Source organism: Citrobacter sp. wls716 (genome assembly GCF_005280975.1).
Classification (GTDB): domain Bacteria; phylum Pseudomonadota; class Gammaproteobacteria; order Enterobacterales; family Enterobacteriaceae; genus Citrobacter; species Citrobacter youngae.
Window position 1 is genome coordinate 75,326 of sequence record NZ_SZWX01000031.1, and the last position, 14,602, is coordinate 89,927.

Sequence of the window (14,602 nt, forward strand, 5' to 3'; positions counted from 1 at the left end):
CGCCTGCCCCGGTTATTCATGAATGATTTTATTGCTGGGCGGAGTCAGCGGATCGCGTACCGGATAAAAAATACCTTTGATCAACCCCGCTGAACGTACGATTAAATTAATAACACTTTGCAGCCCATCTGTTAACGAGCGGTTTTGCACAATCTTCAACAAGGCAAATGCCAGTAAGGGTAGAAGCGCAACGGCAAACACGTTGATATTAAAGGTGAGCAGCGCAACAAATAAGAGAATAAGGTAGAGCGCAAATACCGCCTCATTCCTCACGATGTTGAATGACTGGGAAAACCAGGGTTTCCCCCAACTACAACGCAAAAGCTCACCCGGAGCCTGGTAATAACCGCTGGTCCAGCGGCACGCCAGCATCTTAAACGTCGACAGCGTGTGTGACGTATGGCTGAAGTAAGGAATATCCAAACGCCGCAGTTTATAACCCGCTTCGATTAAACGCAGACCCAGCTCAGCTTCTTCATAAGCGTGCAAATTACGGTTGGTCAGATAACCAATTTTTTCAATTGCCGACCGACGATACAGTCCACCGCCTCCCAGATGATCGCTATCGCCAAGAGGATAGATTTTATTGATCCGCTGCTTACGAGACTTAAACTCATAGTTAACGGCATCATCCATTTCGACGGTACCGGCCACCCCGGCATAGTCCGGTTCCGCCTGCAAAAAGGCAACAGCCTGGTCAATGAAGCCATCTTCCAGCTCCATATCTCCATCCATCAGCAATAAATATTCCCCTTCGCTGTACAGATAGCCCAACTGATGGCCCACCCCACAACAGCGATCGCCTGGATCGGTGAGCGACACTACCGTAACGCCTTTATTGGCTGCCAACTGCTGGGTGTTATCTGTCGACAGACTGTCAGCCACAATAATTTTATGCGGATACCCGACCAACTGACGCCGAATGCTGTCGATCGTTTTCTCAATACCTTTAGATTCGTTGAGCGTCTTAATACTCACTGAAATAAATGGCTTATTGTCCATACCATCCCCCTGCACTGCGAAGTACGGTTCGACGAATCACTAAGCTCGCCCCCAGCGATAAATAGAACAGGAACTGTAACATCGGCGTAATCATCAATATCTGGCTGTAAGGTAAGCTGATTAAACAACTGATAGCGAAAGCGTTAAACGCGGGCGCAAAGCTCAGTAACTGCAGATCCTGTTTATCCAGCTGTTCAAGCATCAATACTGGTTTTGGCTGACATACTTTCAGAATATAAATAAACAAGCCAATAAACAGCAGCGTGCCAATAATGCCAACTTCCCACAGCAGCATACTCAGCGCAGTCGAGTCTAAAATCAGGTTATAGATAATGTTCAAAAACCCAGGGGAGACCGTACTACCACTGTTTGTGGCATTAAGCCCATAGCCAAATAATGTGCCCGACAGTCCCCATAGATCGTTATTTTTTAACCAGAACAGAAACGTTGTGAAACGCCCCAACTCTCCGGTCGACATGATGTAGTTCGGATCAAAGATATAGCTCAATGAATCAATAAAAATGCTTAATGAGCCTTTTGTCGGATCGCTGCCAAAAGCGGAAGAGTAGTACCAGGCCAGTATCATAATCGACAGGCCGATGAGCACCAGCATTCCTGCCACAATGATAAATAACGTCTTCAGGTTTACCTTACTGACATCTTTAACATAGCTCGGCGATATCCACACCCACGCCAGAAATATCGGTGACAGCAGGATGACAAACTTGACCTCGCCAATGATGCATAACCCTATTCCAAGGATGATATGCAGCGCTGCGGATTTAAACGTCGTAAGCCCGTGCTTATATTCAGAGAGTTTCAGCAACATAATTAACAGGCAAAATAACCCCATCGCCGCCGTATTGCCGCCACCCATTGGGTCTCCGCCGAATGTTCCGACCACGGAGTCCCATTTTTCATCTTCCCCGCGTACGGCCACACGCTGAGGAACAACCAGCAAAACCTGATAAATCATCACCGGGATTTGCGCATAGAACACCCAGTACAGATAGCGCGTCGCCCGATATATCTGCGATTCACGGCAAAAACCTAACAGCAAACAAACCATCACCAGTGATAACGCGATTTCGTTTTTGAAGGCCACAATTGCCACGGTGACCCCGCCCTGAATCAGGGTCGATGTTCCCGCCAGCACCAGAAAGGAAAAATACAGCGCAAGGATAATGGTTTCCTGTGCATCCAGACGCAGCGCCCCGTCTCGCGTCTGCATCACCAGTAATCCCACCATCAGCAATGTCAGGAAAAACGGGATCCACAACACGGACTGCATGCCGGTGAAATACTGCACCAGACCACACAGGATCAGCGTTATAAAGGTGTAGACCTGTAAATAATTTCCGGTATTCAGTGTCATGGCGTCACCGGCTTGTTTTTCAGGAGATTGGCCCGCTTGTTCATTTTCAGGTAAATGAACGCATAGCGAATAAATGTCAGTGAAGAGAACAATATTACTGACGCCGCATAATCATGGTAAAAATAGGGAACGACCACAAACGCCAGTAGCACAATCGCCAACTGTTCAAGTTGGATACGCAGAAAATAGCGGTGCGAGCCAAAAATAAGCTCAATCACCGTTAAAGGACTTATCGCCAGCGCCGGGAACAAATAGGGCAGCATGTAGCGCGACGTCTCAATGGAGTTAATCCAGTCTTCGCTAAAACCCAGGCGCATCACAATGGGATAGAAAATAAAGACGCCTAAGGTACAGACAACCCCCAGCACTAGCAGCAGCATACGCACCTTCGTATACTCCTGATAATTGAAGGTGTTATTTCTAAAGTCGATGGACCATTTAGAAAAAATGGTATTGCGTACCGCGTTGCCGATAATCACTACCGGTGCCAGACAGAACCGGCTTACAACGGAAAAATATCCCGCCGTCAGCGCCGAAAACCAGAAGTTAATCAGCATAATAGGCAAGTTACTGCTCGCCATTGCCAGCACCTCAGCACTACCAACTTTAGTGATATGATGAATATTCTGTTTAAAAAATCGCAAATTACTTGCCGGGAGCAAATGCTGCGACGTCACCGAACGAATATCAAACGAATGAAAAATACAGCTAGTGGTCAGCAAAATCATGGCGCAGGCCCACGACCAGTAAAATGTCTGTACCTGGTGCGTGAGCAGTACCGAGAGCACCACCACCACGGAGACAGAAATACGCTGAAAGATTAGAAAATAAAAGTTGGCTGTCCGCAGCGATAAGTTTTCCGATATTAACGCCCACGCCGTTGAAAGCGTCAGCAAATAGAGAAACAGTATGTTCTGGTGAAACAACCACGCGGTCAGGACGGCATACGGTAACGCAATGAGCGCGCTTTGCAGCAAACAGAACACCACATTTTGCGCCAGCTCGTCATCCTGCTGTTTGGGAATCAACAGCTGTGAGGCAAAGGTACACACCTGTGCCCCCACCACCGCGATACTGTAGTTGAGCGCATACAGCCCAACCTCTGCCATATCGTACTTATGTGAGATCAACCAGATAGACAGCGCACCAATCAGCTGCGAAACGACTGATGAACTGGCTATCGTAGAAGCGCTCTTCAGTAAACTCATACACGACCTGGCGTAGTCATCAGTTGGTCAGTATTGAAGTTCAATGAGCGCAACCCTTCCTGCGTTTCAAGGTTTTTTTCTTCGACCGCATTCAACACTGCGCCAATCACCACGCCCTGATAATCCTCAATCTTATCCAGTGCGCTGGCGATATTCTCCGCAGAACCGGTTCCGGCTTTCACGATAAAGATAACCCCATCAACGGCTCGTTTGATCAGTTGGATATCCTGACTTTGATTCACCGCTGCAACGTCAATAATAATGCGTTGATACTGCGACTTCAGTTCGCGCATCACGGGTTCAACGCGCTCTGACGACAGCATCAGTAACGAGGAAATGGTCGTCTTACCGTGGGGGATGAAATCAAGATTTTCAGCGATCTTAACCCGTACTTTTTCTAGCGGAGCCTCACCGCGCAACAGCTCCGCCACACCAGCAGAAGTCGCTGATGCCAGTTCAGAAGACAGGCCGTTGGTATTGAAGAAATCAGCATCAATAAGCAACGTTTTCTGATCGAAGCTGAATGAACTGGCCAACAGATTCGCCAACAGGGAGCGCCCTTCACCCTGCTCCGCCGAAGCAATAGCGACCGTCTGCAGCGGCCGATTATCCAGCATAATTCGGGTGCGAATACCGTGGATGATATCGGCATTCAGCGGGTTCTTCAGTATCATATCCCGAACCTGTGCGCGTCCCGAAGTGCCGGTAAACCGACGAATTTCGCCCAATGGCTCGACATTGAGACGTTTCTTCAGACGGCTCAGGGTGCTAATTGAATTATCCATTGCCGCTTTGACGATGAAATACATGATGCTGAATACCACAACCAACATCACCACCATCACGAGCAGCAACGATTTATTCGGCTTAGACGGCTTTAACGGGGGAACGGCTGGATCATACAGCACCGCATCCGCATTAACCCCGGACAGCGACAATTCCTGAGTCCGCTGATAAAGCGTCTTATACAGATCTTCCATTTTATCTAACGCCAATTTTTGGCTGTTCCAGGCATCCCGTTTTGATGCCATCTTCTGGAAGATCTCTTTTTGCTCAGCAACCTGCTGCTGGTAATTCTTTTCATCGGCCAGCGCAGCCAGATACTGCTGACGTAAGCCAAGTTTTAACTCACCCAGTACCCGACCCGTTTGATTTTGGATTGATTGCACATCGGCTTCTGCTTTTAAAATATTGGCACTTTTAGGCCCATACACTTTGCGCAGTTCCGACAACGTGCGCTGCGCCTGAATCAGCGCAATGCGTAAATCCTGAATTTGCGCATGATCAGAAACTGATGGCAGCGAAATGATATCGCCTGAAGATTTCCCTCGGCTATTTACTTCATTATAAACAGACTCCGCGGCGACACGGCGTTGGGTCGCATCGGCAAGACGGTTGGTCACAATGCTTAACTGCTCTGTTTCAAAACCATCAATACCACGGAAGGTCAGCAGCCCAGAGTTTTTCAGGTAGCTATCCATTTCCTCTTTTTGTTTCGCTATCGATTTCTGAATCTCTTCCATTTTTTCAAAGTTGAGATTGCGAGCCTGCTCTGCTTTCAGACGCTTTTGTTCTACCGTGTAGTTGATAAAGGCCTGAGCGACACCATTGGCTATCTCAGCTGAAAGTTGAGGCGAGGAAGATTCATAAGAAATAGAGGCCAGATTAGTGGTACGGATACCGATGACCTTCAGATCTTTCGACAATGTTTTCAGCGCCTGATCAACCCTCAGTTGCTGATCTTCACTACCAGAGCCAGGCTTCACCCCGGTAAAATCCGGGTTTTCATCCAGCTTCAGATCGCGGACCGCCTGCTCGAGGATAATGCGTGACTGCATCAGCGCATATTGCGTTTCGTAATATCCACTACGCGTTGAATCAAAACCATCCACCTGTGGAAACGGCGAAACGTTATCGGCTTGTGCCTTAATCAGCACCGTCGCCGTCGAGACATATTTTGATGACATCATGCTGATCAAGGGATACGCCACTACCCCGGCAATAATGCCGGCCAGCGCGATTTTCCAGGCATTCTTTTTCAGTTCTTTGGCAAAGCGGGAGAAATCGACGGAGTTTTCTCGTTGCTTGCCGTTTTCCACTATAGATAGTTTCATCGTTAGAAGAACCCCATGCCAATAATCACGACATCCCCAGGACGAACAGAGTGCGTTAAATCAACATTCTCAAGTAGCTGATTACTACCGGAGAGGCGAATGTTGATATCTTTGCGATCTGCACGGTCAGTAAATCCCCCCGCCTGAGCAATAGCTTTCTCTACGGTAAGTCCCGGCTCCCAGGCGAATCCATTCGGGCTTTTTACTTCCCCTGACACGTAGAATTTGCGGAACTCGGCAAGACTCACGGTCACCATGGGATTAACCATGTACCCGTTGCGCAAGCGTTGAGTTAATTCAATATTCACCTGTTCTGGTGTTTTATCTTTTAAACCCAGCACGCCGATATAAGGGAAGTTTATTGTTCCACTCTTATCCACGATAAATTTCATCGTCATTTCGGGTTCCCCGTAAACAACGATATTGACAGTATCCCCCGCCCCAATTCGGTAATCCTCTGCCACCGCAGCAGGATCGTCCATTAATGGTGGCCTGGACGTTGTGCATCCGACCAACAGGATACTGAATAGCAAAAACGCGCACAGTTCTATTATTTTCATTTTAGATCTGAACCTTAGCTTTAAGCATAATCATAGAATTATCATAACCCAACGTTCTAATGACTTCCTTACTGTCGTCGGGACCGATATAAAACGAATCAGTATCCTTATTTGAATTCAAGGTATCTAATTGATATTTAATCTCAAAATTGACAGACGGCGTGTAGTCATAGCTCATGGTTACACTAAATACACCATTTTTATCATGTCGATCCTTGTTCTGTTTTTTATAGTCTTCCGTGGTGTATGAGTAGTCCAGCAAAGTAGAAAAACGATTGCCCAGCCAGAAATGCTGGTAAGAAATCCCATACTCAGTCACTAAGATATACCCCCCAACTTCCGAGGGATCTTTAATACTTTGAGCAGAATGGGCGGTGAAGACTGACTGATTTAACGGCTTCCACTCCCCCTTTACATCCCAGTTTAGACCATTAAAATCACTCGAGTTTGCGGCATTTTCAAATGTTTTGTACAGCCATGAAATATTCATGTCGACGTTGGTTTTCCCCGTCAACTGCGATTTCAGACCGTAAAGCAAATAGTATTCATTACTGTCTTTTTCTGAGTTGTTATCATAGTGACGCTGATTAGTAATAAAACTATAGCGAAAGCGCGTTCTGGAGGTGTATTGGTCAAAAATTTCAGCCACCAGACTATTTTCATGCCATTCCTGCTGCTGAATATAATTGTAAAAATCCGGGCTGGTATCCTGCACATCCGAGGTATTCCCGAACGTCAGTTTTTTATACAACAGTGCCAGTTCCGCTTTGCCGCGTCCATCTGGTGCGCCATAGCTATAGCGCAACTCACTGTTGATAAAATTATTCGTCAGCGGAGAGTTAATTCCATACTGGCGGAACTGGTTCGGCAAAAAGCCCTCTGTGATATCGCGGCCGCGAGATTCATGCCCAATTGAATCTTCCAGATTCAGGGTTAAGCCGTGCATTTGCCCATAACGCCAGGCACCGTTAAAACGGAAAAAATGGTCGTTATAGTTATCGGCAGAATCGCTTGAGTAGTTACGATAATCGCCTGAATACATTAGCAAATACTTATCCTGTCCGCGCTCACCGATCATACTAAACACAGGTGCCGCGCTCTGGAACGCTGAACCTATCGCATCGCGGTTATGGGGCTGATAAGTTACGTTATCATCATAACCGTAATCCACAGCAGCTTGGCCCTGGAAGTCGATCCCCGCAAAGCCAATGTGTGATTTCGGCGTTAGATCAGCCCATGCGGACTGCGATATCACGATTCCGGTAATAACTATTAATTTAGTATGCATTCTTACCGACAAATCCTTTGAAAATAGTTTTAATAATAATTTTTATATCCAGCCATAACGACCAGTTTTGAATATATTCAATATCATACTGAACGCGCTTTTCCATCTTATAAAGTGCATCGATTTCCCCACGGAAACCGTTAATCTGCGCAAGCCCGGTGATCCCCGGCTTAACTTTATGGCGGATCATGTAGTTTTCGACCTGTTTGCGGTACTGTTCATTATGCGTAACCGCATGAGGTCTGGGACCGACAATAGACATACTTCCCTGCAATACATTAATGAATTGCGGGAGTTCATCAAGAGAGGTGCGTCGCAAGAAACTACCAAATTTTGTCACGCGCGGATCATTCTTAGTGGCCTGGATAACCGTATCGGAATTCTCCATAACTCGCATCGAGCGAAACTTCCATACCTTAATTTTTTGTCCGCTCAGGCCGTATCGATCTTGTTTGAAAAACACCGGACCACGGGAGGTAAGTTTAATACCAATAGCAATCGCTAACATCAGTGAGGAGATCATCACCATAATGATACTACCGAGAATCAGGTCTTCCGCACGTTTAATAAATGAACCGGCCCCTTCAAACGGTGAGCTAAAGATGCCAATGGTTTGCAGGTTGTGGATCGAGCGCAGCTTGGACATATTGTTACTGTAGGTATAAAAATCAGGAACAATATAGGTATCTACCGTGGTATCCGACATCATGGCCAAAAAGTGACGAATACGATGTAATGCCACCATCGGCAATGCGATATAGATCTCGTCGATATTCCCTTGCTTAGCCTCTTCAACCAGATTAATGACAGGACCGCGAAAGGGACTTTTTATCTTATCCACGATATCACCACAGCGGGACAACGCGCGTTCATCATAAAAAGCCAAATCTAATTTGATATTGGAGTATTCAGCTATCAATGCATTTTCTGCTGCCACGCCGTTGTCGGTAAGACCAATAATCGCCACACGAATGTTTTTTTTCGTTGAATATTTAAAAATGAAAAAACGAATAAAATAAAGAAAAGGTAAAGGAATGAAATACCAGTAAACAATAGGGGATAAAAATGACGGTGTCAGGCTTGTCAGGTATCCAAGTGACTCCGGTTCGGCCACCGTCATGCTGATCACTTCGTTGAACGAGATTGCCAGCAGCGTACAGAAAAGCAGCCGTTTTTGGTTACGTATGCCGATGGTTTTTATCTTCTGCTGGTACATTTTTGTGTATTCAGCAAGCAACAGGAAAAACACTGAGAAGAGGATGCTCAGAATGACAATGGTCTTAAACGGCACCATATTTAACAGATGGGCGCTAAAAATTAACGTAATATTGATTACAATAAAATCGACCAGTTTTAAAAAGACTGGATATCCTTGACTGCTAATCTTTAGCGAATTTTTAAGCATATCTCAGCCCATTATTTATTGATATTTAATTGTTTTTTTCTCTTTTCATGTTGCTAATTATATCACAAGTCTAAAAAACGCAATGGTACATTGTCAGTAAATGTAAAAAATAATGTTGACTAGTGTGACTATCACCCACGTTCCATTTGTATCATTATGATTTTCATCATTAATTTCCGAATGAACATTTTATCACCACCGCCAAAAAAGATGAGAATTTACAACACAACCGTTATTGACAGATAGCACTTCGTAGACTATGAAAAACCGTTATATGTATGACGAATAGCATAAATCGTTTCTCTTTTTCCCCTAAATAGCCGTTGAAATTAATTAACTGCACCGCAATACAAATAAAATCAATAAATCACTTTCCGTTATTATTAATAATGATCGGCTTTCTTATCTGTAATTTTCTTAAGAAGAATCTGCACCAGTGAAATAAAGATATCAGTTCGTGATGCTTAAAAATCGTACTCGTACGCTCAGTCCTCCTAACGTATCGCTGCGCGACAACTGCGGGTGTGTACGGTGTAGACGCGCAATATCGTTGACCAGAGCCAGGCCTATCCCTGCCCCCGGGAGGTTGCCGACGTTATCCAGGCGATGAAAGGGCTGTAACGCCTGATGCACCTGTTGTGCATCAATACCTGGCCCGCTATCTTCAACCACCAGCACCACAGCTTCTCCCTCGCACATTAAACGCGCCGTCACCACGCCCTGCGCTGGCGTATATTTCAGCGCATTATCCAGCAGATTTCCGCACAGTTCACCGAGTAGCACCTCATCCCCTTCAATCCACAGCGCCTCCTGCTTCCCTTCATACCCCAGATCGATAGCTTTACTGCGCGCCTGCGCCAGACGGGTAAAACAGCTGGTTTGCACCACCTCATACAGATTAACGGGCGAAAAGTGCCTTTCCCCTTGCTCTTTACGCTTCACCGCTGAAAGTTGTAACAACCTTTCCGTCAGCTGAATAGTGTTATCCAGCGTTGAACTCATCGCCTGTAAGCTTTCATACCATTGCTGCGGTTGCGGGCTCGCCAAAGCCACTGCCGCCTGCGTTTTTAGCACTGCCAGTGGTGTTTTGAGCTGATGGGAAGCATCTGCGCTGAAGCGTTCCTGGCGGGAGATAAGCCCTCGCAGTCGATCGATATAGCGGTTGAACGCGACAATCAGCAAACGGGTTTCCGACCACGGCAGCAGCTCAGGCAGCGGCGTCAGTAGCCCCGGCTCACGACGCACCATCAGCGAAGACAGCTGGCGCATCGGGCGTAACACCCGGCGCAGCAGCCAGCCGACCAGAACCAAGGTGAGCAGCACCAGCAGCCCTTGCGAAACCCACGAGGAAAACAGCAGCTGTCGCGCCAGATAGCGCCGCGATTGCAGCGTTTCGGCGACATAAATTTCAGCCATGCCGACAATACCGCCCTCATTGACCGGCTGGAGCAGGCGTGCCACGCGGATCGCCTCACCGCGATATTCCGTGTGATAAAACCACGCTAACGCCGGATACAGCCGGGTACGCGAGGTCGCGGGCGGCATGGCCGGTAAATCGTCATAGCCCGAGATAACCTTCCCCGCCGGATCGACCACCTTGTAATACAGCCTGTCGTTCATGTTCAGTTCAAAGCTGTCCAGTACCACCCACGGCACGTTGACTTCCAGGTGTTTATTGCGCACCACCAGCCGCTCAGAAACCGTTCTGGCCGATGAGAGCAGCGTCCGGTCATACGCCTGCGTCGCGGCCTGTAATGCGCTTACGTAGCTGTTAAATGCCGAGAGTCCCCACAGCAACAGCAGCGGTAGCCCCAGAAACATCAGCAGTTGCAGGTACAACGACTGGGGCTTAACCCACCTCATCGCAGCGTTCCAGCACATAACCCAGGCCGCGCAGCGTGGCTATACGCACGTCGCTCCCTTGCAGTTTCTTCCGCAACCGATGGATATACAGCTCAATGCTTTCGGGGCTGACCTCATCGCTCAAACTGAACACCTGCTCAAACAACTGTTGACGTGAAACCGGACGCAGTCGACGGTACATCAGGACTGTCAGCAGGGCCTGCTCACGCGGCGTAAGCGCCAACGGTTGTCCTTGCAACAGAAAGTAACCTTCATCATGAAACGCTAACGCCCCCAGTTGCTGTATCCCTTGCACCTGGCCTGCGCTACGCCGCAGCAAGGCCCGCAGCCGGGCATCAAGCTCTTCAATCTCAAACGGCTTAGCCAGATAATCATCGGCCCCGACGTTCAGTCCCTTCACCCGATCGGCTACCGCGCTGCGCGCCGTCAGCAACAAAACCGGCAGCGTCTGCCCGCGTTTGCGTAGGCGCTGGACGACTTCCAGACCATCCAACCCCGGCATGTTGATATCCAGTACCGCCAGCGCGTAGGTTTCACTGTGTAAAAGATGATCGGCCGACTGGCCATCAAACACGCAGTCAACGGCAAAACCGTTTTGCACCAGCGCTTTCTCCAGCCAGTGAGCTAACTCACGGTTATCTTCCGCTAATAAGAGACGCATATCACATCCTGTAAAGTTTCTGCCGCATTGAAAGGGAATTGAAAGGTTAATGTTTTAACAATCACGCAACCGAACTGCTACACATCGGCTCACATAATCACAAAAATCTTCTTCCGTACCCGAAAATCCGGTTTTCCGGCGTGAGGATAAACAATGAAAAAACAATTACTTCGTACCCTTATTGCAAGCATTTTATTGATGAGTACTTCTGCTTTAGCCGAACAAGCGCCATCGCGCACCGAATGCATTGCTCCGGCAAAACCCGGCGGTGGGTTCGACCTCACCTGTAAGCTGATTCAGGTGAGCATGATGGAAACTGGCGCCATCGAAAAACCGATGCGCGTGACCTATATGCCCGGTGGCGTGGGTGCAGTGGCCTATAACGCTATCGTCGCGCAACGTCCTGCCGAAGCCGGAACCGTCGTGGCCTTCTCCGGCGGTTCCCTGCTAAATCTGTCGCAAGGTAAATTCGGCCGCTATGGCGTCGATGACGTGCGTTGGCTGGCAAGTGTAGGCACTGACTACGGCATGATTGCCGTGCGTAGTGATTCCCCCTGGAAGACGCTGAAAGACCTGCTGACTGCCATGGAGAAAGATCCCAACAGCGTGGTGATTGGCGCGGGTGCTTCTATCGGTAGCCAGGACTGGATGAAGTCGGCGCTGCTGGCGCAAAAAGCCAACGTTGATCCGCACAAAATGCGCTACGTCGCCTTTGAGGGGGGTGGCGAACCGGTGACCGCGTTGATGGGCAATCACGTCCAGGTGGTTTCCGGCGATCTCAGTGAAATGGTGCCCTATCTCAGCGGCGACAAGATCCGCGTACTCGCGGTGTTCTCTGATGAACGTCTGCCGGGCCAGTTAGCCAATGTCCCTACCGCCAAAGAGCAGGGCTATGACCTTGTTTGGCCGATTATTCGTGGCTTCTACGTTGGGCCAAAAGTGAGCGATGCGGATTACCAGTGGTGGGTTGATGCCTTTAATAAGCTCCAACAGACCGACGAATTTAAAAAGCAGCGTGATCTGCGTGGCCTGTTCGAGTTCAACATGAGCGGTAAGCAACTCGATGACTACGTGAAGAAACAGGTCACCGATTATCGTGAGCAGGCAAAAGCCTTCGGTCTGGCGAAATAAGCCCGGGGGCAAAGATGATGAGCGATCGTATTTTCGCGGGTATCTGGCTGTTGCTCTGTATAGCCGGGCTGTTCGTGGCCTGGCAAATCAGCAGCGAATACAGCTATGAACCCGTTGGGCCGCGTCCCTTTCCGCTTGGCATTATTATCTTGATGCTCTTGTGTGCCGTCGCGCTGCTGTTGCGCCACCCGGACACCATCAGTTGGCCTCGCCGCCACGTGCTGCAAAAGTTGCTCACGATGGTGATTGTGCTGCTGATGTACGCCTGGGGGTTTGAATGGTTGGGCTTTCCCATTGCCACTGCCATTCTCACCGTGGTGATTGGCATGCTGTTCGGCGCAACCATCCCGGCAGCGGGCATTTCCGGTTCGGTTCTCGGCATTCTGTTGTGGTACGCCTTCGACCGACTGCTTGACGTCACCTTACCACTCGGCGCCTGGCTGGGTTAACGGAGAAACGATGGATACCTGGATTTATCTTTCTCAGGGTTTCGCAGTGGCGATGACGCCGGAAAACCTGGTTATTGCCTTGATCGGCTGCTTTGTCGGCACCATCGTTGGGTTGCTGCCGGGCCTGGGGCCGATCAATGGCGTGGCGATCCTGCTGCCGCTGGCCTTCGCTTTGCATCTCCCTGCGGAATCTGCGCTGATCCTGTTGGCGACTGTTTATATCGGCTGCGAGTACGGCGGGCGCATCTCCTCTATCCTGCTCAATGTTCCTGGCGATGCGGCAGCCATTATGACCGCCCTTGACGGCTATCCAATGGCCCAACAGGGACGCGGCGGCGTGGCGCTTTCTATCTCAGCAGTCAGTTCTTTCTTCGGTTCGCTTATCGCTATCGGCGGCATCATTCTGTTTGCCCCGGCGTTAGCACAATGGTCGCTGGCCTTCGGTCCGGCTGAATACTTTGCCTTAATGGTTTTCGCCATTGCATGCCTCGGCAGCATGATGGCGCAAAATCCGCTGAAATCATTTCTGGCAGCGCTCATCGGTCTCGGACTCGCGACCGTCGGCGTAGACGCCAATACCGGGGTTTATCGCTTTACCTTTGACAGTGTCCATCTCTCCGACGGTGTGCAATTTATCGTGGTAGTGATTGGGCTGTTCTCTGTCTCAGAAATATTATTAATGCTGGAACATACCAGCAGTGGTCAGACGCTGGTACGTAAAACGGGCCGTATGTTGTTCAACGCCAAAGAAGGCGCGCAGTGCGTAGGGGCCACCCTGCGTTCATCGGTGATTGGCTTTTTCGTCGGCGTTCTGCCTGGTGCTGGCGCCACCATCGCCAGTGCTATCACCTACATGACCGAGAAGAAGCTCAGCGGCAACAGCGACAGCTTTGGGAAGGGGGACATTCGTGGTGTTGCCGCACCTGAGGCGGCCAACAATGCCTCGGCCTGTGGCTCGTTTATCCCAATGCTGACGCTCGGCGTACCAGGTTCGGGCACCACGGCGGTAATGATGGGTGCGCTGACGCTGTACAACATCACGCCAGGCCCGGCAATGTTCACCGAACAACCGGATATCGTCTGGGGACTGATCGCGGCGCTGCTGATTGCCAACGTGATGCTGCTGGTGATGAACATTCCGTTAATCGGTCTGTTCACCCGCATGCTGACCATTCCGCTGTGGTTCCTGGTTCCGGCCATTGCGGCGGTTTCGGCGGTCGGCGTGTATGCCGTCCACAGCACGACCTTCGATCTGGTACTGATGGTCGGTCTCGGCGTACTGGGATACATTTTGCGTAAAATGCACTTCCCGATGTCTCCGTTAATTCTCGGATTTGTGCTCGGGGAAATGCTGGAGCAGAACCTGCGTCGCGCCCTGTCCATCAGTAATGGCAGCATGGATATTCTGTGGGCCAGCGGCGTGGCGAAAGTCCTGCTGGTGATGGCGGTCATGGTTATCGTTATCCCGCCAGTGCTGCGCCTGATCCGCAAACGCAACAATAAGCCGCAGGTGGACATCGGCTAACAAATTGCCGGATGGCGGCGC

12 protein-coding genes are annotated in these 14,602 nt (G+C 49.3%); 3 read left to right on the forward strand and 9 right to left on the reverse strand.

From position 1 onward, the window contains the following. Positions 1-12: 12 nt before the first annotated feature. The 9 genes from FDX24_RS10435 to tctD all read right to left on the reverse strand — a co-directional run bounded on the left by FDX24_RS10435 (position 13) and on the right by tctD (position 11,476). The gene (locus tag FDX24_RS10435; protein ID WP_137364267.1) at positions 13-1,002 is read right to left on the reverse strand and encodes a glycosyltransferase family 2 protein; all 990 of its coding nucleotides are present in this window, start codon (positions 1,000-1,002) and stop codon (positions 13-15) included. Next, on the reverse strand, positions 992-2,377 hold the full coding sequence (locus FDX24_RS10440) for a hypothetical protein (protein WP_061068415.1): 1,386 nt from the start codon (positions 2,375-2,377) through the stop codon (positions 992-994). Before FDX24_RS10440 ends, FDX24_RS10435 begins: the two co-directional genes overlap by 11 nt. After that, positions 2,374-3,585 (reverse strand): lipopolysaccharide biosynthesis protein, encoded by a 1,212-nt coding sequence (locus FDX24_RS10445; protein ID WP_137364268.1) that lies wholly within the window; start codon positions 3,583-3,585, stop codon positions 2,374-2,376. Before FDX24_RS10445 ends, FDX24_RS10440 begins: the two co-directional genes overlap by 4 nt. Beyond that, positions 3,582-5,699: a polysaccharide biosynthesis tyrosine autokinase gene (locus tag FDX24_RS10450; RefSeq protein WP_137364269.1), complete on the reverse strand. Its 2,118-nt coding sequence runs from the start codon at positions 5,697-5,699 to the stop codon at positions 3,582-3,584. Before FDX24_RS10450 ends, FDX24_RS10445 begins: the two co-directional genes overlap by 4 nt. A 2-nt stretch (positions 5,700-5,701) precedes the next feature. Continuing rightward, positions 5,702-6,259, reverse strand: a complete 558-nt coding sequence (locus FDX24_RS10455; RefSeq protein ID WP_048212978.1) for a polysaccharide biosynthesis/export family protein — start codon at positions 6,257-6,259, stop codon at positions 5,702-5,704. Position 6,260: 1 nt separating this feature from the next. After that, complete coding sequence (locus tag FDX24_RS10460; protein ID WP_137364270.1) at positions 6,261-7,547, reverse strand: outer membrane beta-barrel protein; 1,287 nt, start codon at positions 7,545-7,547, stop codon at positions 6,261-6,263. Beyond that, the gene (locus FDX24_RS10465; RefSeq protein ID WP_061068418.1) at positions 7,537-8,952 is read right to left on the reverse strand and encodes an undecaprenyl-phosphate glucose phosphotransferase; all 1,416 of its coding nucleotides are present in this window, start codon (positions 8,950-8,952) and stop codon (positions 7,537-7,539) included. Before FDX24_RS10465 ends, FDX24_RS10460 begins: the two co-directional genes overlap by 11 nt. Before the next feature lie 450 nt (positions 8,953-9,402). Further along, a complete protein-coding gene (locus tag FDX24_RS10470; RefSeq protein WP_137364271.1) occupies positions 9,403-10,815 on the reverse strand; it encodes a sensor histidine kinase in 1,413 nt (470 codons plus the stop codon). Then, the gene (gene tctD / locus FDX24_RS10475; RefSeq protein WP_137364272.1) at positions 10,802-11,476 is read right to left on the reverse strand and encodes a transcriptional regulator TctD; all 675 of its coding nucleotides are present in this window, start codon (positions 11,474-11,476) and stop codon (positions 10,802-10,804) included. The genes FDX24_RS10470 and tctD overlap by 14 nt, the downstream gene beginning before the upstream one ends. 153 nt (positions 11,477-11,629) lie before the next feature. Between tctD and FDX24_RS10480 the strand changes: the two genes are divergently transcribed. The 3 genes from FDX24_RS10480 to FDX24_RS10490 are packed head-to-tail and all read left to right on the forward strand — an operon-like array spanning position 11,630 to position 14,581. Next, entirely contained in the window at positions 11,630-12,607 is a 978-nt protein-coding gene (locus FDX24_RS10480; RefSeq protein ID WP_137364273.1) for a tripartite tricarboxylate transporter substrate binding protein, read from the forward strand. A gap of 14 nt (positions 12,608-12,621) precedes the next feature. Then, complete coding sequence (locus FDX24_RS10485; RefSeq protein WP_137364274.1) at positions 12,622-13,056, forward strand: tripartite tricarboxylate transporter TctB family protein; 435 nt, start codon at positions 12,622-12,624, stop codon at positions 13,054-13,056. A 10-nt stretch (positions 13,057-13,066) separates the two neighbouring features. Beyond that, entirely contained in the window at positions 13,067-14,581 is a 1,515-nt protein-coding gene (locus FDX24_RS10490; protein WP_116360826.1) for a tripartite tricarboxylate transporter permease, read from the forward strand. The last annotated feature ends 21 nt before the right edge of the window (positions 14,582-14,602 follow it).